The sequence below is a fragment of the Streptomyces sp. UC4497 genome (assembly GCF_054871485.1).
Map to the genome: position 1 here is coordinate 1 of NZ_JBTYHB010000006.1, position 26,286 is coordinate 26,286.

24 protein-coding genes and 2 tRNA genes are annotated in these 26,286 nt (G+C 71.2%); 5 read left to right on the forward strand and 21 right to left on the reverse strand.

Annotated elements, in window-relative coordinates; all coding sequences use genetic code 11:
* Positions 1–95: 95 nt before the first annotated feature.
* Entirely contained in the window at positions 96–1,967 is a 1,872-nt protein-coding gene (gene lepA / locus ACYSUO_RS10525; RefSeq protein ID WP_461775803.1) for a translation elongation factor 4, read from the reverse strand.
* A gap of 234 nt (positions 1,968–2,201) precedes the next feature.
* Between lepA and rpsT the strand changes: the two genes are divergently transcribed.
* Positions 2,202–2,468 carry a 30S ribosomal protein S20 gene (rpsT, locus tag ACYSUO_RS10530; protein WP_385757032.1) on the forward strand — a complete coding sequence of 89 codons (267 nt, stop codon included), beginning with the start codon at positions 2,202–2,204 and terminating at the stop codon, positions 2,466–2,468.
* Between the two features lie 317 nt (positions 2,469–2,785).
* Here rpsT and holA read toward each other — a convergent pair whose 3' ends face one another.
* The 8 genes from holA to leuS form a co-directional block, all read right to left on the reverse strand.
* The gene (gene holA / locus ACYSUO_RS10535) at positions 2,786–3,778 is read right to left on the reverse strand and encodes a DNA polymerase III subunit delta (RefSeq protein ID WP_461775804.1); all 993 of its coding nucleotides are present in this window, start codon (positions 3,776–3,778) and stop codon (positions 2,786–2,788) included.
* A gap of 126 nt (positions 3,779–3,904) precedes the next feature.
* Positions 3,905–4,150 (reverse strand): hypothetical protein, encoded by a 246-nt coding sequence (locus ACYSUO_RS10540; protein ID WP_426903685.1) that lies wholly within the window; start codon positions 4,148–4,150, stop codon positions 3,905–3,907.
* Positions 4,151–4,231: 81 nt separating this feature from the next.
* The gene (locus tag ACYSUO_RS10545; RefSeq protein WP_461775805.1) at positions 4,232–5,113 is read right to left on the reverse strand and encodes a YceI family protein; all 882 of its coding nucleotides are present in this window, start codon (positions 5,111–5,113) and stop codon (positions 4,232–4,234) included.
* A gap of 155 nt (positions 5,114–5,268) precedes the next feature.
* The gene (locus tag ACYSUO_RS10550; protein ID WP_461775806.1) at positions 5,269–7,851 is read right to left on the reverse strand and encodes a ComEC/Rec2 family competence protein; all 2,583 of its coding nucleotides are present in this window, start codon (positions 7,849–7,851) and stop codon (positions 5,269–5,271) included.
* A 56-nt stretch (positions 7,852–7,907) separates the two neighbouring features.
* The gene (locus tag ACYSUO_RS10555) at positions 7,908–8,921 is read right to left on the reverse strand and encodes a helix-hairpin-helix domain-containing protein (protein ID WP_461775807.1); all 1,014 of its coding nucleotides are present in this window, start codon (positions 8,919–8,921) and stop codon (positions 7,908–7,910) included.
* A gap of 127 nt (positions 8,922–9,048) precedes the next feature.
* A complete protein-coding gene (locus ACYSUO_RS10560; RefSeq protein WP_461775808.1) occupies positions 9,049–9,897 on the reverse strand; it encodes a DegV family protein in 849 nt (282 codons plus the stop codon).
* 84 nt (positions 9,898–9,981) lie between these two features.
* The gene (locus ACYSUO_RS10565) at positions 9,982–10,704 is read right to left on the reverse strand and encodes a hypothetical protein (protein ID WP_461775809.1); all 723 of its coding nucleotides are present in this window, start codon (positions 10,702–10,704) and stop codon (positions 9,982–9,984) included.
* Between the two features lie 127 nt (positions 10,705–10,831).
* Positions 10,832–13,744, reverse strand: coding sequence for a leucine--tRNA ligase (gene leuS, locus ACYSUO_RS10570; RefSeq protein ID WP_461775810.1), 2,913 nt, complete (start codon positions 13,742–13,744; stop codon positions 10,832–10,834).
* Positions 13,745–14,274: 530 nt separating this feature from the next.
* Between leuS and ACYSUO_RS10575 the strand changes: the two genes are divergently transcribed.
* Both ACYSUO_RS10575 and ACYSUO_RS10580 read left to right on the forward strand, forming a co-directional pair.
* Complete coding sequence (locus ACYSUO_RS10575; protein ID WP_461775811.1) at positions 14,275–15,390, forward strand: cytochrome b/b6 domain-containing protein; 1,116 nt, start codon at positions 14,275–14,277, stop codon at positions 15,388–15,390.
* Positions 15,387–16,964 carry an NADH-ubiquinone oxidoreductase-F iron-sulfur binding region domain-containing protein gene (locus ACYSUO_RS10580; protein ID WP_461775812.1) on the forward strand — a complete coding sequence of 526 codons (1,578 nt, stop codon included), beginning with the start codon at positions 15,387–15,389 and terminating at the stop codon, positions 16,962–16,964. The genes ACYSUO_RS10575 and ACYSUO_RS10580 overlap by 4 nt, the downstream gene beginning before the upstream one ends.
* A 56-nt stretch (positions 16,965–17,020) precedes the next feature.
* On the opposite strand, the gene ACYSUO_RS10585 is transcribed toward ACYSUO_RS10580, so the two are convergent.
* Positions 17,021–17,093 (reverse strand) — tRNA-Ala (locus ACYSUO_RS10585).
* Between the two features lie 148 nt (positions 17,094–17,241).
* Here ACYSUO_RS10585 and ACYSUO_RS10590 point away from each other — a divergent pair.
* Positions 17,242–18,429 (forward strand): glycosyltransferase 87 family protein, encoded by a 1,188-nt coding sequence (locus ACYSUO_RS10590; RefSeq protein ID WP_461775813.1) that lies wholly within the window; start codon positions 17,242–17,244, stop codon positions 18,427–18,429.
* Here ACYSUO_RS10590 and ACYSUO_RS10595 read toward each other — a convergent pair.
* From ACYSUO_RS10595 to ACYSUO_RS10635, 9 genes are all read right to left on the reverse strand, one after another.
* On the reverse strand, positions 18,398–18,631 hold the full coding sequence (locus ACYSUO_RS10595; RefSeq protein ID WP_266719727.1) for a hypothetical protein: 234 nt from the start codon (positions 18,629–18,631) through the stop codon (positions 18,398–18,400). The two genes, ACYSUO_RS10590 and ACYSUO_RS10595, sit on opposite strands and share 32 nt — an antisense overlap.
* A 9-nt stretch (positions 18,632–18,640) precedes the next feature.
* Positions 18,641–18,835, reverse strand: coding sequence for a hypothetical protein (locus tag ACYSUO_RS10600; RefSeq protein WP_461775814.1), 195 nt, complete (start codon positions 18,833–18,835; stop codon positions 18,641–18,643).
* 224 nt (positions 18,836–19,059) lie between these two features.
* A tRNA-Ala gene (locus ACYSUO_RS10605) sits at positions 19,060–19,132 on the reverse strand.
* Between the two features lie 95 nt (positions 19,133–19,227).
* Entirely contained in the window at positions 19,228–19,878 is a 651-nt protein-coding gene (locus tag ACYSUO_RS10610) for a histidine phosphatase family protein (RefSeq protein WP_461775815.1), read from the reverse strand.
* Positions 19,875–20,327, reverse strand: coding sequence for a ribosome silencing factor (rsfS, locus tag ACYSUO_RS10615; protein ID WP_266719721.1), 453 nt, complete (start codon positions 20,325–20,327; stop codon positions 19,875–19,877). Before rsfS ends, ACYSUO_RS10610 begins: the two co-directional genes overlap by 4 nt.
* Positions 20,328–20,467: 140 nt before the next feature.
* Positions 20,468–22,090: an LCP family protein gene (locus tag ACYSUO_RS10620; RefSeq protein ID WP_461775816.1), complete on the reverse strand. Its 1,623-nt coding sequence runs from the start codon at positions 22,088–22,090 to the stop codon at positions 20,468–20,470.
* Between the two features lie 26 nt (positions 22,091–22,116).
* The gene (gene nadD, locus ACYSUO_RS10625) at positions 22,117–22,779 is read right to left on the reverse strand and encodes a nicotinate-nucleotide adenylyltransferase (RefSeq protein ID WP_461775817.1); all 663 of its coding nucleotides are present in this window, start codon (positions 22,777–22,779) and stop codon (positions 22,117–22,119) included.
* A 43-nt stretch (positions 22,780–22,822) separates the two neighbouring features.
* Entirely contained in the window at positions 22,823–22,984 is a 162-nt protein-coding gene (locus ACYSUO_RS10630; RefSeq protein ID WP_327663392.1) for a hypothetical protein, read from the reverse strand.
* A gap of 65 nt (positions 22,985–23,049) precedes the next feature.
* Complete coding sequence (locus tag ACYSUO_RS10635) at positions 23,050–23,190, reverse strand: hypothetical protein (protein ID WP_327663391.1); 141 nt, start codon at positions 23,188–23,190, stop codon at positions 23,050–23,052.
* Between the two features lie 121 nt (positions 23,191–23,311).
* On the opposite strand from ACYSUO_RS10635, the gene ACYSUO_RS10640 reads away from it, so the two are divergent.
* Positions 23,312–24,427: a M48 family metallopeptidase gene (locus ACYSUO_RS10640; RefSeq protein WP_461775818.1), complete on the forward strand. Its 1,116-nt coding sequence runs from the start codon at positions 23,312–23,314 to the stop codon at positions 24,425–24,427.
* A 36-nt stretch (positions 24,428–24,463) separates the two neighbouring features.
* Here the strand turns inward: ACYSUO_RS10640 and ACYSUO_RS10645 are convergent, their stop codons facing one another.
* Positions 24,464–25,552: an SCO2583 family membrane protein gene (locus ACYSUO_RS10645; protein ID WP_461775819.1), complete on the reverse strand. Its 1,089-nt coding sequence runs from the start codon at positions 25,550–25,552 to the stop codon at positions 24,464–24,466.
* Between the two features lie 90 nt (positions 25,553–25,642).
* Positions 25,643–26,224, reverse strand: coding sequence for an SCO2584 family spore wall biosynthesis protein (locus tag ACYSUO_RS10650; RefSeq protein WP_461775820.1), 582 nt, complete (start codon positions 26,222–26,224; stop codon positions 25,643–25,645).
* Between the last annotated feature and the right edge of the window lie 62 nt (positions 26,225–26,286).

The following is a 26,286-nucleotide window of genomic DNA, read 5'->3' on the forward strand; positions in this document are numbered from 1 at the left end:
GCACGGGGGGGGCCCCCCCCACCCCCCCCCCCCCCCGGGGGGGGCCCCCCCCCCCCCCCCGCGCCCCCCCCCCACCGCCGAGGGCTGCTCCGTGGCTACTTCTTGCCCTTGGAGCCGCCGCCGTCGTCACTCGAAAGGACCGAGATGAAGGCCTCCTGCGGCACCTCGACGGAGCCGACCATCTTCATCCGCTTCTTGCCCTCCTTCTGCTTCTCCAGCAGCTTGCGCTTACGCGAGATGTCACCGCCGTAGCACTTGGCGAGGACGTCCTTGCGGATGGCGCGGATGGTCTCGCGGGAGATGACCCGGGATCCGATCGCCGCCTGGACCGGGATCTCGAAGGCCTGCCGCGGAATGAGCTCCCGCAGCTTGGCGACCAGGCGCACCCCGTACGCGTACGCGGCGTCCTTGTGCGTGACGGCGGAGAACGCGTCGACGCGGTCGCCGTTCAGCAGGATGTCGACCTTCACCAGGTCGGAGGCCTGCTCGCCGGTGGGCTCGTAGTCCAGGGACGCGTAACCGCGGGTCTTGGACTTCAGCTGGTCGAAGAAGTCGAAGACGATCTCGGCGAGGGGGAGGGTGTAGCGGATCTCCACCCGGTCCTCGGAGAGGTAGTCCATGCCGAGGAGGGTGCCGCGGCGGGTCTGGCAGAGCTCCATGATCGCGCCGATGAACTCGCTGGGCGCGAGGAGCGTGGCGCGCACGACGGGCTCGTAGACCTTGTCGATCTTGCCCTCGGGGAACTCGCTCGGGTTGGTGACCGTGTGCTCGGTGCCGTCCTCCATGTCCACGCGGTAGACCACGTTGGGGGCGGTGGCGATGAGGTCGAGCCCGAACTCGCGCTCGAGCCGCTCACGGATCACGTCGAGGTGCAGCAGCCCCAGGAAGCCGACGCGGAAGCCGAAGCCGAGCGCGGCCGAGGTCTCCGGCTCGTATACCAGCGCGGCATCGTTGAGCTGCAGCTTGTCGAGGGCCTCGCGCAGGTCCGGGTACTCCGAGCCGTCCAGCGGATACAGGCCCGAGAACACCATCGGCTTCGGGTCCTTGTAACCGCCGAGGGGCTCGGTCGCGCCCTTGTTCAGCGAGGTGATCGTGTCACCGACCTTGGACTGACGGACGTCCTTCACGCCGGTGATGATGTAGCCCACCTCGCCGACGCCGATGCCGTCGGCCGGGGTCATCTCGGGGGACGACACGCCGATCTCGAGCAGCTCGTGCGTGGCCCCGGTCGACATCATCCGGATCCGCTCACGCTTGTTGAGCTGGCCGTCGACGACTCGTACGTACGTCACGACGCCCCGGTACGAGTCGTACACCGAGTCGAAGATCATCGCGCGGGCGGGCGCGTCCGCGACACCGACCGGCGGCGGGACCTCGGCGACGACCTTGTCGAGCAGCGCCTCGACGCCCATGCCGGTCTTCGCGGAGACCTTCAGCACGTCCTCGGGGTCGCAGCCGATGAGGTTGGCGAGCTCCTCCGAGAACTTCTCCGGCTGGGCGGCCGGGAGGTCGATCTTGTTGAGCACCGGGACGATCTTGAGGTCGTTCTCCATCGCCAGGTAGAGGTTGGCGAGGGTCTGCGCCTCGATCCCCTGCGCCGCGTCGACCAGGAGGATCGTGCCCTCACAGGCCGCCAGCGAGCGCGAGACCTCGTACGTGAAGTCCACGTGGCCCGGCGTGTCGATCATGTTGAGGACGTGGGTACTGCCCTTGTCGGGCCCCTCGGTCGGGGCCCAGGGCAGCCGCACCGCCTGGGACTTGATCGTGATGCCGCGCTCTCGCTCGATGTCCATCCGGTCGAGATACTGAGCACGCATCTGCCGCTGCTCGACCACTCCGGTCAGCTGGAGCATCCGGTCGGCGAGCGTCGACTTGCCGTGGTCGATGTGCGCGATGATGCAGAAGTTGCGAATCAGAGCCGGGTCGGTGCGGCTCGGCTCGGGCACATTTTTAGGGATCGCGGGCACGCAGGGTCCTGTCTCTTGAGGCCTTCTGCCTCAGGTCGGCCTCGGTTGGGATCAATACGTAGCCTCCATGGTCCCATGCGCGGGGGGCTGCGCTCGGTTTGGGCCGCCTGGATGACGGCTGATACCGTGGGCAGCTGTGTCTCTTGCCCTCTAAGCCCGAGGCACGCACTCAGTGACAATCACCGGTACGGGACCCTCACCGGATCCGTGCCTGAACCTGCAAAGGCTCATTTCGTGGCGAACATCAAGTCCCAGATCAAGCGGATCAAGACCAACGAGAAGGCTCGGCTGCGCAACAAGGCCGTGAAGTCCTCCCTCAAGACCTCGATCCGCAAGGCCCGTGAGGCCGCTGCCTCCGGTGACGTCCAGAAGGCCGTCGAGGCGCAGCGCGCTGCCGCGCGTCAGCTCGACAAGGCCGTCTCCAAGGGCGTCATCCACAAGAACCAGGCCGCCAACAAGAAGTCGGCGCTTGCTTCGAAGGTCGCGTCCATCCAGGCCTGAACCTGAACTGATCTGCCGTCGGTAGGACCCGGGCGGGCCCTCTCTCTCCGCCCCCGACCGACACCCAAGAGCCCGCACGCGATCTGCGTTCGCCACGCGGGTGCGGGCTCGCACAACGCTTGACCCGATGCCCCGCCCTTCCCCAGGGCGGGGCATCGGTGCGTTCTGCTGCGCATCTACAGCCCGTCCGGCGCTTAACTCCAGCCCGTCCGGCGTTTGAGGACACGGCCGAAGGCCGAGGGGGTCTGGGGCGCAGCCCCAGGGACGGGACGGGAAGGGGCGGCGGGGGCGACTTCCCCCGGCGACGCGCTGACGCGCTACCCGCGCCCGCCGCGCGCCCGGGCAGCCCGCGCCACGGTCACGACGGCCTTCTCCAACGCATACTCGGGATCGTCCCCGGCCCCCTTGACCCCCGCATCCGCCTCGGCCACCGCCCGCAACGCAACAGCGACCCCGTCCGGCGTCCACCCCCGCATCTGCTGCCGCACCCGATCGATCTTCCACGGCGGCATCCCCAACTCCCGCGCAAGATCCGCCGGCCGCCCCCCACGCGCGGACGACAGCTTCCCGATCGCCCGCACCCCCTGGGCCAACGCCGACGTGATCATCACCGGCGCCACCCCGGTAGAGAGCGACCACCGCAGCGCCTCCAGCGCCTCGGCCACCCGCCCCTCCACGGCCCGGTCGGCGACGGTGAAGCTGGACGCCTCGGCGCGCCCCGTGTAGTACCGCCCGACGACGGCCTCGTCGATGGTCCCCTCGACGTCGGCGGCGAGCTGCGACACCGCGGACGCCAGCTCCCGCAGATCACTCCCGATGGAGTCGACGAGCGCCTGGGAGGCCTCGGAGGTGGCGGACCGCCCGAGCGCCCGGAACTCGCTGCGCACGAAGGCCAGCCGATCCGAGGCCTTCGTCATCTTGGGGCAGGCGACCTCCCTGGCCCCGGCCTTGCGCGCCGCGTCCAGCAGGCCCTTCCCCTTGGCACCACCGGCGTGCAGCAGCACCAGCGTGATCTCCTCGGCGGGCGAGCCGATGTACGCCTTGACGTCCTTGACCGTGTCCGCGGACAGGTCCTGCGCATTGCGTACGACGACGACCTTGCGCTCGGCGAACAGCGAGGGACTGGTCAGCTCGGCCAGCGTCCCCGGCTGCAGCTGATCGGAGGTGAGATCCCGGACGTCGGTGTCCGCGTCCACGGCGCGCGCGGCCGCCACGATCTGCTGCACCGCGCGGTCGAGCAGCAGATCCTCCTGCCCCACCGCGACGGTGAGAGGAGCGAGCGGTTCGTCGTTTGCAGTCTTCCTGGCCATCGCGCCAAGCATCCCACGCGCCACTGACAACCCCGCCCCCACGGAACGGAGCCGGGGCCGGGGGCCGGGGGGGCGGGGGCGGGGGCGGGCGCCACTGGCCCGGGCACGGGGCCGACGGGCCCAGCCCTACGGTTCCTCGCGCCAGCCCTCCCACTCGGCCGCGAACTCGTCGAGCTCCGCGGCGGCCAGCCGCCCGGACGCGTCCTCGACGACCAGCAGCCACTGCGCGTCCTCGGCGTCGTCCTCACCGGCCAGCGCGTCCCGTACGAGCTGGGGTTCCTCGGCCACTCCGAAGCGCTCACGGAGCGCCTCCGCGGCCTCCTCTGCGGCGTCCCGGTCGGGCAGCACCAGTACGTGTCTCACATCGCTCACGCCACCATTTTCCGGCACGCCGGCGGCGCCGCCGCACGGGGCCGGCGGGTCGGCGGGTCGGCGGGTCGGCGGGTCGGCGGGTCAGCTCTTGGGCACGACCTGTATGTCGAGGTCGATGCGGACGCTGGAGCCGACGACGGCGATGCCCCTCGCCAGCATGGTCTGCCAGCTCACGGTGAAGTCGTCGCGGTGCAGCTCCGTGGACGCGCGGCAGGCGGCCCGGGTCTCGCCCTCCATGCCGGTGCCCACGCCCAGGTACTCGGCATCCAGCGTGACCGTCCGGGTCACACCGTGCAGCGAGAGCGCCCCGGTGACCGCCCAGCGGCTGCCGCCCTTGTGCACGAAGCGATCGCTGTAGAACTCCAGCGTCGGGAAGCGCTCGACGTCGAGGAAGTCCGCGGACCTGAGGTGGTCGTCGCGCATCTTGACGTTCGTGTCGATGGACGAGGCGTCGATGACGACGTGCATCGCGGAGTCCTCGACCCGCTCGCCCACCCGCAGCACACCGGCGAACGTGTTGAACCGGCCGTAGACCCGCGCCATCCCGATGTGCCGCGCCGTGAACCCGATCGAGGAGTGCGTCGGTTCGACCTCCCAGTCCCCCGGCGTCGGCAGCGGCGGCGGCGCGGACACCTGGAGCGTGACGTCACCGAGCGCCGCCTGCCCGCCCTCGGCCACGGTGGCCCCGCCGCGGAACGGCGCGTACCCCTCGGCCGACACCGCGAGCCGGTAGTCCCCCGCGGGCACGGTCGCCACGAACGAGCCGAACGGGTCGACGCCCCCGCTCACCACCTTGCGCCCCATCGCGTCGTTCACCTGGAACTCGGCGCCGCGCACCGGCTCGCTCACGGCATCGATGATCCGGCCGCTGAGCACCCCCGCGCCCGGCGGCATCGCCCTCCCCCCGAGGGCACTCGACTCTACTGACCGGTTAGTACGGTTTCTCCATCGGAGGCCGAACATGTCCTACCCACCCCAGAACGCCTGGACAACTACCTGATCTGCTGCATTCGACAAGCATTCGATCATCGTGTGCGGTTTCGAGGCAACATGCGCCCACATGACAAGAACACCGCCCTGAGCAGCATCGGAGCAGAGCCTCAGCAGCACCGACCGTGCTACGGGAACACCCGGAGCTCCCCGCCACCCCCTCCCACGACCGCGACCGCCCCGTCCCGGTCCGTCCTGAGCACGGCCGCACCGCGCGCCCGCAGCGCCGCCAGCGTGCTGGGGGCCGGGTGGCCGTACGGGTTGTCCCGGCCCACCGAGAGCAGTGCGACGCGGGGCGCGGCCCTGCGCAACAGCTCCGGATCCTGGTACGCCGAGCCGTGGTGGGCGACCTTGAGCACGTCGACCTGGGGCAGCCGGGCCCCGGCGGGCGTTCTCAACAGGGCGCGCTGCGCCGGTGGTTCGAGGTCGCCGAGGAGCAGCAGGGTCAGCCCCGCGACGCGGACGAGCAGGGTCACGCTCGCGTCGTTCGGCCCGTCCGGAGTCGGGGCCGGGTCCGGCGGGGGCCACAACACCTGCCAGTCGAGCGGGCCCGCCCTGCGCCGCTCCCCCGCCACGGCGCGCACCACCGGGACCCCGCGCCGGGCGGCCTCCCTCCGCACGAAGGCCACTTGGTCCGGCGGCTCCTCGAACCCGCTCGTCTCGATCTGCCCGACGGCCCTCCCCCGCAACACCCCCGCGAGCCCGGCCACATGGTCCGCGTGGAAGTGCGTGAGCACCACCGCCGGGACCCGGGTGACGCCCAGCGAGCGCAGGCACCGGTCGACGAGCAGCGGGTCGGGGCCGGCGTCCACCACCACCCCGGTCCCCGCCCCCGCCGCGAGCACCAGGGCGTCGCCCTGCCCCACGTCGCACATGGCCAGCCTCCATCCGGCCGGCGGCCAGCCCGTGACGCCCCGCACGAGCGGCGCGGGCCGTGTGACCACCAGGACGAGCAACAGCGCGCAGACCCCGCAGATCCACGGCGACGCGAGTGCTCTGCGCCCCACGAGCACGAGAACCGCCGTGCCGAGCGCGAGCAGCGCCCCGCCGCGCCAGCCACCCGGCCAGTCCATCCCGCTGCCGGGCAGGGCGGCCCCGGTCCTGGCTAGGTCCGCGATCCACCCCGTGGGCCAACCAGCGCACCAGGCAAGGGACTTCGCCACCGGCATCGCGAGCGGCGCCGTCGCCAGTGCCGCGAACCCGAGCACGGTCGCGGGCGCGACCGCGAACTCCGCGAGCAGATTGCACGGCACCGCCACCAGGCTCACCCGCGCCGCCAGCACCGCGACGACCGGAGCGCACACCGCCTGCGCGGCAGCGGCGGCCGCCAGGCCCTCGGCGAGCCGTGCCGGCACCCCGCGCCGGCGCAGCGCCGCGCTCCACCGCGGGGCCAGCGTCAAGAGCGCGCCCGTGGCGAGCACCGACAGCAGGAACCCGTAACTCCGCGCCAGCCACGGGTCGTAGAGGACGAGCAGCAGCACCGCCGTGGCCAGGGCGGGGAGCAGGGATCTGCGGCGCCCGGTGGCCACGGCGAGCAGCGCGATCAGCCCGCAGGACGCGGCCCGCAGCACGCTCGGCTCGGGCCGGCACACCACGACGAAGCCGAGCGTGAGGGCCCCGCCGAGCACCGCGGTCGTCCGTAACGGCAGACCGATCCGGGGTGCGAGTCCGCGCCGCTCGACCCGTTGCGCCATGCCCGGCGGACCGATCAACAGGGCAAGCAGAATCGTGAAGTTGGCCCCGCTGACCGCCATGAGGTGCAGCAGATCCGTCTCCGCGAAGGCGGCGTACAGCTCCGGTGTCACACGCGCCGTGTCGCCGACGACGAGCCCGGGCAGCAGTGCGCGCGCATCCGCGTCGAGCCCGCCGGTGGCCTCGCGCAGCCCCGCCCGCAACTCCCCGGCCACCCGCTGCGGCCGGCTCGGAGCCCCCACGACCCGAGCCCGCTCCCCACTCCCGACCCGCAGCACCGCCGCGACCCGATCGCCTTCGACCATCGGCGGCGCGAGACTTCCCCGCACCCGCACCCGAGTGCTGGGCAGCACCGCCAGCCAGGAACTGCCGTTTACTTGCGACGACTTGCCGGGCGGGCGCGGAGACGCAGCCCCTCTGCCGCCGCCTCGCCTCTCGTCTCCCTCTCCGCCTCCGCTGTCCCCCTTGCCTCCACCACCCACCACGACCAGCACAGGCGCCCTCGTCCGCACCGTGCCCCCGTCCGGGCCCGTCACCCGCACCACATCCGCCTCCACCAGCACCGACGTCGGCGTCGCATGGTCCCCGCGGATTCTCGGCCGGGTGAGCCTGGGATCGGAGGTCACCTCCAACTCGACGTCCACGCGGGCGAATTCGGCCCCGAGCTCGGGCACGGGCCCGCGCCGCAGGTCGGCCCCGTGCAGCCCGGCGGAGGCCGCCGCCGCGGCGATGCACAGGAGCAGCGCCGCCGCCGACGGGCCACGCCAGCGCCGCGCCGCACGCCCGACCCCACCACGCCCCGCGACCAACAGCCCCGCCCCACCGACCGCACACGCCACCGCCACGAGCCCCGCCCACCACGGCGAACCGGTCACCATCAGCGCCGCCGTGCCCCACGCCGCGAGCGCGGGCGGCACCAATCGCAGGTCCAGCGGCCCCTCTTGGCGAGGATGCGCGTCACCGAGCCGCCCGACCGTGGGCCCCGACTCCCGGCCACCCCTCACGATCGGGCGATTCACGACCCGGCGATTCGCGACTGGCCGATTCACGACCCGGCGACTCACGGTTTGGCGACTCACGGCCGTACGGCATTCTGCAGGTCCTCGAAGCGCCGATCACCGATGCCATTGACCTCCCGCAGCTCGTCGACGGAGCGGAAACCGCCGTGCTCCGTGCGGTAGTCGACGATGTGCTGCGCAAGTACGGGGCCGACGCCCGGCAAGGTGTCGAGCTGTTCCAGGGTGGCCGTGTTGAGCCCGATCGGACCCGCCGGGGCCGACGCCCCCGCCGGCCCGCCCGACGGCGCGGCGGCCGCTGCCGCCGCCGGCGCGCCCACCACGACCTGCTCACCGTCCACGAGGAGCCGCGCCCTGTTGAGCCCCTCGGTGTCCGTACCGGGGCGCAGCCCACCGGCCGCCCGCAAGGCGTCCGCGACCCGGGCCCCGGCGGGCAGCCGATGGATCCCGGGCCTCCGCACCTTTCCGCTGACGTCCACGACGACCCCCGCGGCACCGCTCTCCACGAGCCCCGACCCCGCCCCCGGTCCCGACCCCTGCCCCACCGCCGTCGGCGATGCCCCGCCACCCGAGGGCCCCACGGCTCGCGGCGCCGCCGCCCGCACCGTCTCGGGCGCCCGCACCGGCTGCGTACGCCCCGCCCAGAAGTGCTGCACCGCGAAGAGCCCCACCACGCCGACGAGAACGGCCAACGCCAGGGCCCCACGCCGCTCGACCCCGCACCGCGTCTGCACCCACAACGGCAGGCGGTCCCGCACGGCGAGCGCGGCACGCTCCCGCCAGGAGGGCGCCGGCGCCGAAGGAGGCTCGACCGACGACTCGGGCTCACGCGCCCACGACGGACCAGCGGCAGCCTCCGGCACAGGCACCCGCGCCGGCCGCGCCGACGGCGCCCCCGGCCCCGGTGGCGCGAACAGCGCCTCCGCCCGCAGCCGGGTCCGCTCCGCCTCGACCCGCCTGCGCCGCGCGCGCCGCCGCACCAGATGCCGCTGCCTCGCGCGACTGTCCGACGCGGGTCCGCGCCCCGGCCCGCTGGAGATGTGTGTCGTTCGTGTCCGTGATCGAAGTGCCATGTCACGAGACGTTAGGCACCGCGCCACCAACAAGTGGATCTTGCCCAATTCCCGGGGATTACCCAGCAGTTGTGGACAACTCCGTCACCCACACGGCCGACGAAGCAGGCAACCAGGCCCCGCCGCCCTACGTCCGCGGCGAGACCACGGCCCCCAGCAATCCCGGCCCCGTGTGCGCCCCGATCACCGCCCCCACCTCGCTGACATGCAGCTCGGCCAGGCCCGGCACGTGCTCACGCAGCCATTCCGCGAGCGCCTCCGCCCGCTCCGGCGCGGCCAGATGGTGCACGGCCACGTCCACCTGCGCGCTGCCCGCCCGCTCGGCCACGATCTCCTGGAGCCGCGCGATCGCCTTCGACGACGTGCGAACCTTTTCCAGGAGTTCGATGCGGCCGCCGTCGAGCTGGAGCAGCGGCTTGACCGCGAGCGCGGACCCGAACAGCGCCTGCGCGGCGCCGATCCGGCCGCCCCTGCGCAGATAGTCCAGCGTGTCGACGTAGAAGTACGCGGAGGTGCCCGAGGCCCGCTTCTCCGCCGCGTTCACCGCCTCGTCGACGGTGCCTCCCGCGTCGGCCGTCTCCGCCGCCGCGAGCGCGCAGAAGCCGAGGGCCATGGCCACCATTCCGGTGTCCACGACGCGCACCGGGACCGGGGCCTCGCGCGCGGCCAGCACCGCGGCGTCGTACGTCCCGGAGATCTCGGCGGACAGGTGCAGCGAGACGATGGCGGTGGCGCCGGCCTCGGCCACCTTGCGGTAGGTCTCGGCGAACTGCTCCGGGCCGGGTCTCGACGTCGTCACCGACCGGCGCTTCTGCAGCGCCTCCGCGACCGAGCGGGCGGAGATCTCCGTACCCTCCTCGAGCGCCCGGTCACCCAGGACCACGGTCAACGGCACCGCCGTGATGCCGTGGCGCTCCATCGTCCGCTGCGGCAGGTAGGCCGTTGAATCGGTGACGATCGCGACATGGCGGGACATGCACCGGAGGTTACCTGCCGAGGTGCTCCGGCGGCAGCCCGGCCCCTGCCTCCCGGCCATCGGACGACGCGCGTGGGTGGACGATCAAGTCGTGCTCTCCGGACGGGGTTTCTTCTCCCACGGATACGCGGGGCGTACACCTGGCGGAGTGATCGCGGCCCGGTTCTGCTCCTGATCCCGCCCCTGCCTGCGGTCCGTCCCCGGTGCCTGCCACGCGGGCTCCGGCTCGGGTCCTGCCCCGGATCCCGCTCGGGAGCCCGGCTCGGTCGTCCAGTGCCGCAGCGCGCCCGCCTCCAGGTCGATCTGCGAACTCAGTGCGTCGAGGTCGTCGCTCGCGAAGCGGCCGGCCCGGTCGCGGGCCGCGTGCCGTAGCGCGTCGGCGGACCGCGTGATCTGCTCCGTACGCGTCCTGAGCTCCGGCAGCACGCGCGCCACCTGCCCCTTGTCGGGCTCGCTTTCCAGGCGCTTCAGCTCGGCGTCCACCTCGTGCCCGTGCGCACTCAGGCGCTCGAAGAGGCCGAGGGACTCCTTGAGCGAGGCGTCCTCGGCCACGCGCGCGTGCAGCGCGTCCTGCGTGGCCCGCATGGAGGTGCGCAGATGCAGCCGCAGCTGCGCCAACTCGGCCGCCGTGCCGGGCTGCACATAGCTCTTGGCGCGCAGCGTGGTGTCCTCCACCGCCCGCCGCGCCTGCTCGACCTTGCGGTCCACCCCGCGCTTGGCCGCGCCGACCGCCTTCACCGTCACGTACCCGCCGAACGCCAAAAACGCGACGAAGATCAGCGCAATGATCAATAGCACGGCTTCCATAGCGCGCTCTCCTCAAGGTCGCCCCGCCCAACCGGTCTCTCCACCGTAAACGGAGCGGGCAGGCCGAGGGTTCCAGCGGAACCCCCAACCTGCCCGTAGGGAACAACCCTGAGCCCGTGTCCCGAAGCTACGCGGGCACGATGTTCACCAGCTTCGGCGCCCGCACGATGACCTTGCGGATGCCGGCGCCGTCCAGCGCGGCGACGACCTTCTCGTCGGCCAGGGCGATCTTCTCCAGCTCCTCGTCGGAGATCGACGGGGGGACCTCCAGGCGGGCCTTGACCTTGCCCTTGATCTGGACGACGCAGGTCACGGCCTCGTCGACCACGTACTGGGGGTCGGCGACCGGGAAGTCCTGGTGGACCACGGAGTCGCTGTGGCCCAGCTTGCGCCACAGCTCCTCGGCGACGTGCGGGGCCAGGGACGCGACCAGCAGCACCAGGCGCTCGGCGACGGAGCGCGGCAGCGAGCCGCCCGCGTACGACTTGACCAGGTGGTTGTTCAGCTCGGTGACCTTGGCAATCGCCGTGTTGAACCGCATGCCCTCCAGGTCGCCGCGCACGCCGTCGATCGCCTTGTGCAGGGCTCGCAGCGTGGCCGGGTCGATGTCCGCCTCGGGCACGTCGACGACGGTGACCTCGCCGGTCGTCTCGTCGACGATATTGCGCCACAGGCGCTGCAGCAGCCGGAACTGGCCGACCACCGCGCGCGTGTCCCACGGCCGGGAGACGTCCAGCGGGCCCATCGCCATCTCGTACAGGCGCAGCGTGTCCGCGCCGTACTCGGCGCAGATCTCGTCCGGCGTGACGGCGTTCTTCAGGGACTTGCCCATCTTGCCCAGCAGGCGGGTGACCTTCTCGCCCTGGTAGTAGTACGCGCCGTCGCGCTCCTCCACCTCGGCGGCCGGTACGGCGATCCCGCGTGCGTCCCGGTAGACGTACGCCTGGATCATGCCCTGGTTGTACAGCTTGTGGAACGGCTCGGCCGACGAGATGTGGCCCAGGTCGAACAGCACCTTCGACCAGAAGCGCGCGTACAGCAGGTGCAGCACGGCGTGCTCGGCGCCGCCCACGTACAGGTCGACACCGCCGGTGGGCATGCCCTCGCGGGGTCCCATCCAGTACTGCTCGATCTCCGGGTCGACCAGCTTCTCGCTGTTGTTCGGGTCCAGGTAGCGCAGCTCGTACCAGCACGAACCCGCCCAGTTGGGCATCGTGTTGGTCTCGCGGCGGAACTTGCGCGGCCCCTTGCCGTCGCCCAGGTCCAGGGTGACGTTGACCCAGTCCTCGTTGCGCGACAGCGGCGTCTCGGGCTGCGTGTCGGCGTCGTCCGGGTCGAAGGTGCGCGGGCTGTAGTCCTCGACCTCGGGCAGTTCCAGCGGCAGCATCGACTCGGGCAGCGCGTGGGCGATGCCGTCCTCGTCGTAGGCGATCGGGAAGGGCTCGCCCCAGTAGCGCTGACGGCTGAACAGCCAGTCGCGCAGCCGGAAGTTGACCGTGCCCGCGCCGATGCCCTTGCGCTCCAGCCACTCGGTCATGCGGGCCTTGGCGTCGGCGACACCCAGGCCGTCCAGGTTCACCTCGTCGCTCGCGGAGTTCACCAGCTTCGCGTCGCCCGCGACGAACGCGTCGTCCCAGGTCGAGGGGTCGGTGCCGCGGTCGTCGCTCGGCTCGACCACGCAGCGCATGGGCAGCTCGAAGGCGCGCGCGAAGGCGAAGTCGCGGCTGTCGTGCGCCGGCACGGCCATGATCGCGCCGGTGCCGTAGCCCATCAGTACGTAGTCGGCGATGAAGACCGGGACCTGCTCGCCGCTGACCGGGTTGGTCGCGAACGCGCCCGTGAAGACGCCGGTCTTGTCCTTGGCCTCGGTCTGGCGCTCGACGTCGGACTTGGCGGCGGCCTGCTTGCGGTAGGCGGCGACGGCCTCGGCGGGGGTCGCGTGACCGCCCGTCCACACGTCGTGGGCGCCCTCCGGCCAGGCGGCCGGGGTGATCTTCTCGACCAGGTCGTGCTCGGGGGCCAGCACCATGTAGGTGGCGCCGAACAGGGTGTCCTGGCGGGTGGAGAAGACGGTGATCTTCTCCTCGCCGGAGCCATCGGCGTCCGGAACCGCGAAGTCGATCCGCGCGCCCTCGGAGCGGCCGATCCAGTTGCGCTGCTGCAGCTTGATCGCCTCGGGCCAGTCCAGGCCGTCCAGGTCGTCGATCAGGCGGTCCGCGTAGGCCGTGATGCGCATGTTCCACTGGCGCAGCTTCGACTTGAAGACGGGGAAGTTGCCGCGCTCGGAGCGGCCGTCGGCGGTGACCTCCTCGTTGGCCAGGACGGTGCCCAGGCCCGGCGCCCAGTTCACGGGCGCATCCGAGGCGTACGCCAGGCGGTACTCGCCCAGGATGTCGGCGCGCTCCGCCTCGTTCAGCTCGCTCCAGGAGCCGCCGCCGGGAACGGCGCGCTCACCGGTCTCGAACTGCTTGACCAGGTCGGCGATCGGACGGGCCTTCCGCAGGTCGTCGTCGTACCAGGAGTTGAAGATCTGCAGGAAGATCCACTGCGTCCACTTGTAGTACTCCGGGTCGATCGTGGCGAACGACCGGCGCTTGTCGTGGCCCAGGCCCAGCCGGCGCAGCTGCACCTTCATGTTGACCATGTTGGCCTCGGTCGACGTGCGCGGGTGGGTGCCCGTCTGCACGGCGTACTGCTCGGCGGGCAGGCCGAACGCGTCGAAGCCCAGGGTGTGCAGCACGTTGTGGCCCGTCATGCGCTGGAAGCGCGCGAAGACGTCCGTGGCGATGTAGCCCAGCGGGTGGCCGACGTGCAGGCCCGCACCGGAGGGGTACGGGAACATGTCCATGATGAACTTCTTGGGCCGCGACGCGACCTGCGGGTCGCCCGCCAGGTCACCGCTCGGGTTCGGCGCCTCGTACGTGCCCTCGGCGTCCCAGAAGTCCTGCCAGCGTGCCTCGATGTCGGCGGCCATGGCCGCCGTGTAGCGGTGCGGCGCGACCGCCGCCTCGGAAGCGGCGGCGGAATTCGTCTCGCTCATGATCCTCAAAGCTCCATCGATTGTCTCTGCCAGCGGCCAGTGCTCAGGAAGTCCCGTGCTTAGGAAATGAAAAAACCCCTCGCACAGGAGGGGACGCCGCGCCGATTCCGACCTCACGCCCTGGGGGCGGGTCGGGACTGATCAGCGCGGCTCGCTAAGCAGAAGGCGTACGGCACGCATGGCGTCAGGGTACCGCAGCCCTCGCTCGGCCCGCGACGGGCTTCCACGCGCCCCACCGCACCCCAGGGATTACTCGGCGTACCGCCCACTATCGGGACAACGCAAAGACCAAACATCTCGTAGATAACAGCGAGATAACTCAAACCTCGTACTGCCCGGTATGCCTCGATCTAGAGTGCGGGCCGTGGGACCACCGTGCCGAACCGTTCGGAGTCACCCCCATGAACCCTCGAACCCCTCACTCCCTGAACTCCCTTCGCACACCGAGGAGTTCACGTACTCCCGGTGCCAGCCGTCGCAGGAGAACAGGGCTGCTCATCGCGGGAGTCCTCCTCCTGTTACCCGTGCTCGTGTCCACGGGAAGCGACGCCGTGCGGGCGACGCTCGACTTCGGCGCGGGCGTGCTCTGCCTGGTCTCGCTGACCGCGTCCGTCGTCTGGGGCCTGGTCGCCTCCGACCGGGTCTTCCTCACCTCGCGGCAGCGGCTGCTCGCGCAGGCCGTGCACCGGATCACCGCGGTCTCCTCGCTTGTCTTCCTGCTGCTGCACATCAGCGTGAAGCTCGCGCTCTCGCACGTGACGCTGCTCGGTGCGCTGATCCCGTTCTCCGGGGGCTTCAACGGCAGCGCGGGCCTGGTCGGACTGGGCGTGACCGCCGGACTCCTCATGATCGCCACGGGCGTCACGGGCGCGCTGCGCAGCTCCATGGCCTCCCCCGCCCGGCTCGCCACCCGCTGGCGCGCGACCCACATGCTCGCCTACCCGGCCTGGTGCTTCGCCCTCATGCACGGCCTGTACGCGGGCCGCCCCGCGAAGGCGTACGTGACCGTCCTGTACTGCCTGGCCCTGGTCGCGGTCGCCGGCGCGATCGCGCTTCGGGCGTCACCGCAGGCGGTACGGCGCAAGGTGGCGGTGCGCATCCTCGAATTCCTGGACGCCGGACCGCGCGCGGGCGGCACCAGGCGGGCCGGGTCGCCCCTCCCACAGCCCCGCAGCGAGCCCGCACCGGCCGCCCCGGGGCCCCGCCCGGAGCCCGCACCGCAGCCCACCTTCGAACCCGCTCCCCCGCCACAGGCCGACATCGGCTTCGCGGCCGCCTACCGCGCGGTGTCCTCCCTCCCCCGCGAGGAGCTGCCCACACAGTCGGTCCCGTACGTGCAGCAGTACGCGGAACCCGTGCCCCCCATGCCGGCCGCCCCCACCGAGCGCTGGCCCGCCCCCTCCCCGCCACCACCGGCCCCAGCCCCGCCCTCCCAGTACGACCCGACGTACGACACCCCCTACGGAGGCGTGCCCGGCTACCCCGCCTCCTACGGGGACGGCGTGAACACCGGCGCCTACGAAGACGTCTATAAGGAAGCACCCGACTACACGGAAGCGCCCGATCCCACTGAACCGCTCCCCGGCCCCTACCAAGCACCCGCTTCCGGCGAGCCCTGGACCATGCCCTACGGAGGCACGCAGTGAACACCGCACTGCCCGACGTCCCGGAGGTCCGGGTCGTCGGACTTCCCCAGCTCACTTCGGGGTTCGACCTCGTGGAGCGGCTCGACCTCGACATGCACCTGAAGGTGCACGGCCCGCTGCAGCCCATGGCCGGAGAACCGCTCGCACAGCTGGCCCAGGCGATATCCCTGCGCGGTCGCGGCGGCGCGGGCTTCCCCTTCGCCAAGAAGCTCCGCGCGGTCGCGGAGTCGGCGATCCGGCGCGGAGTGCGCCCGGTGGTCGTCGTCAACGGCAGCGAGGACGAGCCCGCCTGCCGCAAGGACACCGTGCTGATCAACCGGGCCCCGCACCTGATCCTGGACGGCGCCCTGCTCGTCGCTGAGGCGATCGGCGCGCGCACGCTCGTCATCGGCGTGACCCGCGACAGCACCGAGGCGTCGATGCAGGCGGCCCTCGCCGAGCGCGGCCTGACGAACCGTCGGGGCGCACCGCTGCGCGCACGCGTGCAGCGCAATCCGGTGCGCATGGTCACCGGGGAGTCCTCGGCCCTGATCCGCTCGGCGGACGGCGGCCCGCCCATGCCGCCGGGCCGCAAGGTCCGCGCCTCCGACTCCGGCGTCGGCGGCGCCCCCACGCTCCTGTCGAACGCGGAGACCTTCGCCCAGCTCGCCATCGCGACCCGCACGGGGGCCGAGCGCTACTGCCGCACGGGCCTGCACGACGAGCCCGGCACGGTCCTGTTGACGCTCTCAGGGGCGGTCGCCCGCCCGATGGTCCTGGAAGTGCCGTCCGGCGTCCCGCTGCGCTACGTACTCCAGCTCGCGGGCGCTCCCCCGCTCCCCCAGGGCGTCCTCACGGGCGGCTATCACGGCAAGTGGCTGGACGGGGTCGGCGCGCAGGACGCCATCGTCTCCCGCGCCTCCCTGGAGGCCTCGGGCGGCGCCCTGGGCGCCGGGGCGATCCTGCCGATCGGGCCCGACACCTGCCCGCTCGGCGAGGCCCTGAAGGTGGCGCAGTGGCTGGCCTCGGAGAGCGCGGGCCAGTGCGGGCCCTGCTACCTGGGGCTGCCCGCCGCGGCGCGCGGCCTGGAGGACGTGCTGAACGGGGGCGGCCCGACCGCCCTGGAGGCGCTGCGCGAGGTCACGCACGCGGTGAAGCGGCGCGGGGCGTGCAAGCACCCGGACGGTTCGGCGGCGTTCATCGAGTCGACGATCTCGGCGTTCACGGACGACCTGGCCGCGCACGTCCTGGGCGCCGGCTGCGGCCGCCCGGTGCTCGGTGTGCTGCCGCTGCACGCGGAGGCACCGGCGGCCTCGACGCCCAGCGGCAAGCGGCTCGCCGTCGACTGGACGCTGTGCCGGGGCCACGGCCTGTGCGCGGACATCGTGCCGGAGCTGCTGCAACTGGGACCCGACGGCTTCCCGACGGTCGCGGAGGCGGCGGTCCCCGCCTACTCGGAGGCGAACGCGGTACGGGCCGTGCGCCGCTGCCCCGCGCTGGCGCTGCGGATCGAGGAGGACGCCTCCGCGGCCCCGCAGGACCGGAGGCCGGCACGCCCCGCACTCCCGCCCGGCCGCAGCCGCGCCCGGAGGTAGCCGACACAAACGAAAGGCGGGCCATCCGAATCGGATGGCCCGCCTTCACGTTCCTGTGGAGCTAAGGAGAATCGAACTCCTGACCTCCTGCATGCCATGCAGGCGCTCTACCAACTGAGCTATAGCCCCGTGCTTTGGTCCTCCGGGGCTTCCTTGTCGGTCTCCCCGGCGGCGTCGCCAACATTACACGGTCACCGGGGTGCATCACCAAATCGTTTCCCTTCCGCCCCCTTCTGTACGGAAAAGTCGCCGTTGACGGCTACTAGTGTTCCCTCATGTGACTGTGCTCGCCCTGCCCCGCACCCGCCACGCACCGGCTGCGCTCGGAGCCTGCCTGCTCTCGTTCGCGGCCTTCGTGATCGCCCAGCACGCGGCCGACGTCTCGATGATCGATCTGATGGTCTACCGGGCGGAGGGCTGGACGGTCCGCACAGGTGGCGACCTGTACGCGATGCGCGCGACCTACGCCGACCTGCCGACCACCTACCCGCCGTTCGCCGCGCTGCTGTTCCTGCCGCTGACGTTCCTGGACGTGGTGACCATGAAGGTCGCCGCGACCGCCCTGAACCTCGCCCTCCTCTTCGGTCTCGTGCATCTCTCCCTGCGTCTCGTGCGACGCCACGCGCGCGTGGAGCACGCGTTGTGGGTGGCGGCCGCCGCCGTGTGGTGCGAGCCGGTGTGGACGACGCTGCGCTACGGGCAGGTCAATCTGCTGCTCGCCGTGCTCGTCCTGTGGGACCTGACACGCCGTCCCGGGCACCGCTGGACGGGCGTGGGGATCGGCATCGCGGCGGCGATCAAGCTGACGCCCGCGCTGTTCGCCGTCTTCCTGTTGTGCACGGGGCTCGCACAGTTGGCGCGGGGCGGGGCCTGGCGGCCCTGGGTGCGCGGGGCCTGTGTGGCGGTGGGCTCGTTCGTCTGCGTGACCGTGCTGACGGCCGTCGTCCTGCCGCACGACTCCCGGCACTTCTGGACGCGGATGGTCTTCGAGTCGGACCGCCCCGGCCACGCCGAGGAGACCGGCAACCAGTCGCTGCGCGGCGTACTGGCCCGGCTGCTGCACACCGGAGATCCCGGGGCCTGGTGGGCGCTTGCCGCCGTCGTGACGGCCGTCGTCGGACTCGCGGTCGCGGTCGCGGCGGCGCTGCGCGGGCGCCGCGCCCAGGCGGTGGTGGCGTGCGCGACGACGGCACTCCTGGTCAGCCCGGTCTCGTGGTCCCACCACTGGGTCTGGTGCGTGCCGTTGGCGCTGCTCGTGTGGGAGTCGGGCCGCCAAAAGGCCGCGCTCGCCCTGGCCTTGACGTTCTGCACCTACGCGCTGTGGTGGGTGCCGCACACCGACGGGCGGCCCGAACTCCACCAGAACGTAGGGCAGTCGATGCTTTCGGCGCTCTACGTAGGAGTGGCCTGCGCCTTCGTGGCGTACTCCGCGGTCAGGCTCTGGCGAACGAATAGAAGCGCTTGAGCGTGCAGTGCTCGTCCAGGAGCCGGCCGTAGATCGGCTCGCCCTCCAGCTCGCGGTACGTCTCGATCGGGTCGCCTTTTATGATCAGCGCCCGCGCGCATTCCTCGCACCAGTACTGGTAGTCGGGGTTCAGCGGCTCCATGTCACGGACGATGGGCGTACCGCTGCCGCACCAGTCGCACTTCCTCCTGTGTGCACCCATGTGTTCCGCTCAGCTCCAGCTGTGGCCGCAGGCCGTGCACACGTACGAGATCCCGCCGTTGTCGCCGAGCATCTGCGCGACGTGGGAGGAGCCGCAGGACGGACAGTTGAGGGACGGGACGTCTTCGGAACCGGCCGGGGGCTCGGCGGATATCGCTGCCATGCCGAGGAAGCGATCGGCTTCCTCGTTGATGCTCAAGGGCATCGCGCACTCCCTCCCCAGCGGGCCGCCTTCGTCGGTCGGACACAGCCCCGTTCCGGCCGTCCGATTCTGCCACGGCGGAAGCGACCCGGTCAGCGACGCCCGCGTACCAGTCCGGACACGACGTCCGCTGAGGTATACGCCCCGGGCGCCCCGGGCAGTTCAACCCGGCCGAAAATCGGCAACGAAAAATCCCGCCCCTTACGGGACGGGATCTTTGATTCCTGTGGAGCTAAGGAGAATCGAACTCCTGACCTCCTGCATGCCATGCAGGCGCTCTACCAACTGAGCTATAGCCCCTCGCGTTCTTCCCCCTCCGGGCTTTCCCCCGGCGGGCCGAACAAGAAGAACTTTAGCCTGCGACCTGCCGGAAAGTGAAATCCGGCCCCGGGCGCCTAGTCGTCGTCGCCGAGGACGGGTTCCGGCAGGGTGCCCGCGTTGTGCTCCAGCAGACGCCAGCCGCGGGCGCCCTCGCCGAGGACGGACCAGCAGCAGTTCGACAGGCCGCCGAGCCCCTCCCAGTGGTGGGACTCCAGGCCGAGCAGCCGGCCGATGGTGGTGCGGATGGTGCCGCCGTGGCTGACCACGACCAGCAGGCCGTCGTCGGGCAGCTTGTCCGCGTGCCGAAGCACTACGGGGGCGGCCCGGTCGGCGACCTCGGTCTCCAGCTCGCCGCCACCGCGACGCACGGGCTCGCCGCGCTTCCACGCGGCGTACTGCTCGCCGTACCTGGCGATGATCTCCTCGTGCGTGAGGCCCTGCCACTCACCGGCGTACGTCTCGCGCAGGCCCTCGTCGTACGTGGCTTCGAGGCCGGTGAGCGCGGTGAGTTCGGCGGCCGTGGCCGCGGCCCGCCTGAGGTCGGAGGCGACGATCGCGTCCGGCCTCAGGGAGGCGAGCAGCCGGGCCGCGCGGCGGGCCTGGCCGACGCCGTCCTCGGTCAGCTCGATGTCCGTGGTGCCCTGGAAGCGGCGCTCCAGGTTCCAGGAGGTCTGGCCGTGCCGCCACAGGACGACGCGCCGCCCCCGAGGTGAGGCGCTGGTCACAGCACCTCACCACCGAGCTCACGCATCTCCTCGGCGGCGGCCTCGCGCTCCTTGGCGTGCTCCTCGCCCTTGCCGCGGGTGGCCTTGGCCTCCTCGGGCAGGTCGATCTCGGGGCAGTCCTTCCACAGGCGCTCGAGGGCGTAGAAGACGCGCTCCTCGCTGTGCTGGACGTGGACGACGATGTCGACGTAGTCGAGCAGGATCCAGCGGGCGTCACGGTCGCCCTCGCGGCGCACCGGCTTGGCGCCGAGCTCCTTGTTCAGCTTCTCCTCGATCTCGTCGACGATCGACTTGACCTGGCGGTCGTTGGGCGCCGACGCGAGCAGGAAGGCATCCGTGATGGACAGCACATCGCTGACGTCGTAGGCGATGATGTCGTGCGCGAGCTTGTCTGCGGCCGCCTGCGCGGCGACGTTGATGAGCTCGATGGAACGGTCAGTGGCGGTCACTACAAGGCTTTCCGTAGGCGGTCTGAATCCCCTGAAAGATCCCTCAGGGGGGTACCCCAAGGGTCTCACGGCCCGCCGACACGCCTCACGGCCTTACCGGCGGCCCCACGCGCGCGGGGCGCCGGGCCACCGGTGGGCGGTCACTGACCGGTGTAGTTCCGGCCCAGCACCACGGAGACGTCCGCGTTCCTCGCCGCCTTGCCCTTGGTCACGGCCGACGTCGGCAGGCCCAGGGTCTTGGCGACCTCCACGGCGTCCTTCTTGTGCGAGGCGTCCGCGTACGTCACCCGAGAGCTCGCGATCGCCGTTCCGGTTCCACCGGACACGAACGTGTAGCCGCCGTTGACCAGGGCGACGCGGGCCTTCTCGGTGCGGGCCTTGTCACCGGTGGCGTTCTCGATGCCGACGCGCAGCGAGTCACCGTTGGACGGGGACTTCACGGTGCCGCCCAGCACGTTCTCGACCACCGAGTCCGCGGTGGACCGGGAGATGGCGCCGCCGGGCTGCACCGGCAGCACCTCGCTCTTGTAGTCGCCCTCCTTGGCCCGGTCGGCGAGCTTGGCGAGGAAGGCGCCGAGGTCCTTCTCGGTCAGCGACGGGTCGAGGATCTGGGCGAGCGTCTGCACGGTCGTCGTCGCGGCCTGCGGGTCGGACGACAGCTTGCGCAGCACGCCCTGCATGACCTGACCGAACCGCTCGAGCTGCGCCGTCTGCGGCTCGCCCTTGGCCCGGTACGTCGCGTACGCCACGGCCGCCGGGCCGCTGAGGGTCTGGTCCGCGCCCTTGTGGACGAGCACGGTGCCCTTCTTGGCGGGGTCGGGCACGGTCGCGTTCGTGGTGACGTCGATGTTGCCGACGAGCTCGACGAGGTTGTTGAGGTACGGGGTGTCGAGCCGCCAGGTGCCCTGGATGTCGGTGCCGAGCAGGGTGTCGAGGCCGTCGCTTGTGCCGGAGGAGCCGTCCTCGTCGACGGACTTGGCGAGCGTGGTGCTCGTACCGTCCTCGTCGGACAGGGCGAGGGAGTTCGGCAGCAGGACGGAGGTGGCCCGCTTCGTGGTGGTGTTGTTCACGAGCAGCGCCGTGGACGTCTCCCCGCCCTTGGTGTTGTGCAGGTGGACGACGATGACGTCACGGTTCTGCGGACCGACCGCGGAGGCCGCACCCGCCTTCGCCGCATCCTTCGAAAGGAACGGCAGCTTGCCCTGGTACCAGAGGTAGCCGGCGCCGCCGACCAGGCACAGGGCGAGGACGACGACGAGGGCGATGCCCCGGCTGCGGCTGCGGCGCCGCGCCTCCTCGCGCCGCTCGGTGCGCGATTCGGTGAACTTCAGCCAGTCGATGACGTCTTCGGAGTCCTCGTCCGGCTCCTCAACGAACTCGAACTGCTCGGTGCGGTAGTCGCGATCGGGCTGCTGGGCCTGCTGCGGCGCGGGCGCCGGGGCCTGCTGCGGGATGTACGCGGTGGCCTGCTGAGTCTGCTGGGGCTGCTGCGGCTGTTGGAACTGCTGCGGCTGCTGAGGCTGCTGGTACTGCTGCGGTGCCCCGCCGTAGGTGTCGTACGACGGGGACTGCTGGGGCTGTTGGTGCTGCTGCCCGGTCGGCTGCTGCTGCCCGCCCGCGTACGGGTCGTAGCCGTACCCATACGCGGAGTTGTGCTCGTACGACGGCGCCTGCTGGACCGGCCGGTAGACCGGCTGGCCGAACTCGTCATAGCCGACCAGTTCGTAATTCTGCTGGTCGTAACCGTCGTATCGGTCGTTCACCGATGCCCCTCTCGGCGGTGCAGGGTTCAGTCGCCTCGGTACAGCTGGCGCTTGTCGATATAGCGCACCACACCGTCCGGCACCATGTACCAGATGGGGTCACCCTTGGCGACCCTGTCGCGGCAGTCCGTGGACGAGATGGCGAGGGCGGGAACCTCGACGAACGAGACGCCGCCCTCCGGCAGACCCGGGTCGGCGAGCGTGTGGCCCGGCCGGGTGACTCCGATGAAGTGTGCCAGGGAGAACAGTTCCTCGGTGTAACGCCAGGTGAGGATCTGACCGAGAGCGTCGGCACCCGTGATGAAGAAGAGGTCGGCATCGGGGTTGAGCTGACGCAGATCGCGCAGCGTGTCCGTCGTGTACGTCGGACCACCGCGGTCGATGTCGATGCGGCTCACCGAGAACTGCGGGTTCTCGGCGGTCGCGATGACCGTCATCAGATAGCGGTCCTCGGCCGGAGAGACCTTCTTGTCGCTCTTCTGCCAGGGCTGCCCGGTGGGTACGAACACCACCTCGTCGAGGTCGAACTGCGCGGCGACCTCACTTGCCGCCACCAGGTGTCCGTGGTGGATCGGGTCGAACGTTCCGCCCATGACGCCGAGGCGTCGCTTGGCCGGTGAGGCCCACTCGCGATCCGGGCCGCCGGCCGGGCTGTTGACCGGGCCGGTAGGCATGTCCTGCGCTCCCATGCGTGCAGAGCCTACTGGCCCGTTCCCAGTGCTTCCGTCCGGGTCAGCGGTCGCGGTTGAAGCGGGTGGTGATCCACAGCAGCAGGATCAGGATGATGAAGGCCGCACCGCCCGTCACGAGGGGGCTGAGGCTTTCGTGGTTGCCGCCGTTCTCGCCCTCGGCAGCGAGAGTGGCGAGCTGGGCAGCGGTGCTGTGGAGGCTCATCTTCAGCAGGACCTATCCGGTGTGGGATCGGGATAAAGACTTCTGACCCATCGTAAGCGGTGGGGTCAGTCGTCGCTCTTGTAGCCCCGCAACAAGAACCAGGCGAGGAGGGCCGCGCCCAGCACGCCCACAATCAGCACGGTGCGCAACAGGTTCCCCGCGCCCTGCTCGGACGCCGCACTGATGACGTGATCGATGTGCTCCATGACGGTTCGCTCCTTCGGTGTGCTGCCCCGTCACGGTATATCCGCCTAGTGTGGACTCCACCTTGGGGGCACACCGGATACGGCGGGACACGTCGCACACACGGAACATGGGGGAAGTCGGATGCCCGACGAACCGAACGAGCAGCACGAGAACGTACCCAGCAGGCAGCGCCGGCGCTTCCCGGGGATCTCCTCGCGGGCGTACGAGCACCCCGCGGACCGCTCGGCGCTCGTCGCGCTGCGCAAGCTCAGCGGGTTCGACACGGTCTTCAAGGCGCTGAGCGGACTGCTGCCCGAGCGCAGCCTGCGCCTGCTGTTCCTGTCGGACTCGGTGCGGGTGTCCGACGAGCAGTTCGCGCACCTCAACACGATGCTGCGGGACGCCTGTTACATCCTGGACCTGGAGAAGGTCCCGCCGATGTACGTCAATCAGGACCCGCAGCCGAACGCGATGTGCATCGGCCTGGACGAGCCGATCATCGTCGTCACCACGGGACTTGTGGAACTCCTCGACGAGGAGGAGATGCGGGCCGTCGTCGGCCACGAGGTGGGCCACGCGCTGTCCGGCCACTCGGTGTACCGGACGATCCTGCTGTTCCTGACCAGCCTCGCTCTGCGCGTCGCGTGGATCCCGCTCGGCAACCTCGCGATCATGGCGATCGTGACGGCGCTGCGCGAGTGGTTCCGCAAGTCCGAACTCTCCGCGGACCGAGCCGGGTTGCTGGTCGGCCAGGACCTCCAGGCGTCGATGCGCGGCCTGATGAAGATCGCGGGCGGCAACCATCTGCACCAGATGAACGTGGACGCGTTCCTCAAGCAGGCCGAGGAGTACGAGGCCGGGGGCGATCTGCGCGACTCCGTGCTGAAGATCCTCAACGTGATGCCGCGCTCGCACCCGTTCACCACGGTGCGCGCCGCCGAGCTGAAGAAGTGGGCGGAGAGCCGCGACTACCAGCGCCTGATGGACGGTCACTACCCGCGCCGCACCGAGGACAAGGACACCTCGGTGACGGACTCGTGGCGCGAGTCGGCCTCGCACTACACGGATTCCGTGAAGACGTCGAAGGACCCGCTGATGAAGCTGGTCAGCGACATCGCGGGCGGCGCGGGCGACCTGGGCGGCCGGATGCGGCGCGGTTTCGGCGGCTTCGGCGGCACGGGTGGCGGGGGCGCCAGCGGGAACCACGGCACCGACGACGACAGCAACGGCACGGGCAACGGCAACGGCGAGCGCTGATCCCGAAGCCCGAACCGGCTGACCCCGCAGAGCGGACTACACGTGCGGCTGCGCGTCCGGCGCGAGCGCGCCGCACAGCGCGGTCGCACTGTCCGTCGCGTACGGGTCGGTGCCGGCCGGTCCGCCCTTCTTCGCGCTCTGGCCCGCGAGCAGCGGATGCAGGTACCCGGCGGAGTCGGACGAGCAGGCGAGCGGGCCCGCCTGGACGTACGAGACCAGCAGCTCGGTCTGGTGGTTGCGCAGGTCCTGGCGGTCGAAGCGGAAGTGCATGGAGCGGCGGACGGTGAACAGGGAGGCCTTGGCCTTCTTGCCGTCGGCCGCCTTCGCCGTGGGCCGCAGCGCGTAGACGAACGTGTGGTCCGAGGTCACTTCGAGGGTGTTCGCGTCGGTCTCGGCCACATGCAGCGCGCCGCGGACCCGGATGCGCGAATCGGCGAGGGCGGCCTGCGACGGGTCGAAGCGGACGAGCCAGCCGGTGGCCGCGTGCCGCCCGTCGGTGACCGGCCTGTTGACGCTCTGGTCGAACTGCGGGAGCTGCTGCGGGTCGATCAGCATCCGCACCGGGCGCACGGCGCCGCGCGTGAGCACGTCGGGGTCGAGCGAGGAGTCGACGAGGTAGTCCTTGGCCGTCGTCAGCGCGGTGACGACCTGGCTGTCGGAGAAGTGCGCGGTGGCCTTGGGGTCGTCCGGGAGATCGATGGCGCGGGCGGCGTACTTGAACCGGGCGGCGGGGCTGTGCTCGTACAGCTCGTGCACGGACTCGGAGCCGGGGACGCGGCCCGTCGGGGCGAGGGGTATGACGGTCATGCGCAGCGGTTCGGTGTTCCGGGCGACCGGGGCCGTCCGGTACGGGCTGCGTACGCCCATGTAGACCGCGGTACCGAAGGCGACCACGATCAGGACGACGAGTATGACGGCCTGCCGGGTGAGGCCCCGGCGCAGCACGGGCAGGCGGCGCACGGCCGGCGAGTGGTCGCCGATGCGCTCCTGCGCGGAGAACTCCTGGAGCCGGGCAGCCTTGACGAACGATTCGTCGAACACGACGGATCGGTACTCTTCCTCGCTGCCGCCACTACCGGGACCGCTGTCCGGTGTCCCCTCCGGTGGGTCTCCTGGCCCGCTCATACCTTCAGGGTAGGTCTCCCCGACGCCAGGTAAACGCCCTGGTGCACGGTCAACTTCCAAGGCCCCCGTGCGAGCGCCCCGAGCGCCCCCTCACGGGGTCCGCGGAACGGCCGAAACCGCCGGTTGCGAATAGTCCGCGGAGGCGGAGGGCGAGCCCGGAACGTTCTTCTCCAGTTCGGTCGTCGCGGGCGGCGGGACCTCGTCCTGGCTGCCCGAGGACGCGCCCCGGTAGACGGCCGTGAAGGCGAGGGCGACCATGCCGATGCCCATCAGCAGGGCGAGCGCCCAGGCCACGGGCCTGCGCCAGCGGATACCGCCCGCGGGACGGCTTTCGCGGCCGAGCTCCTCCTCGTACAGCTCGTCCGACTCGTCCCCGTAGCAGCCGAATTCGCCGTCTTCGCCGCGGCCGTACCCGTCCACGTCGTCGTAGAACTCGTCGTCGGGAGACGGCCGGATGCGGGTCCTGCGGGCCTCGGCCTCCTGGGCCTCGGCGCGCGCCTGCGCAGCGGCGAGCAGCCGCTCGACCGCGGTGGGCTCATGGACCTCGGCAGCCTTGATGAAGTCCTCGTCGAAGACCACGGAGGCGAACTCTTCGTCCCAGCCCCCGCGGTCGTGGTCGTCGTCGGGCTCCCAGCCGTCCGGGAACGGCGAGCCCCCCACGTCCTCCGGCACCTGTCCAGCGTAGACCGAAGGGGTCAATTTGGGCAGACGGTACGGGAATTCACCGGGTGCGA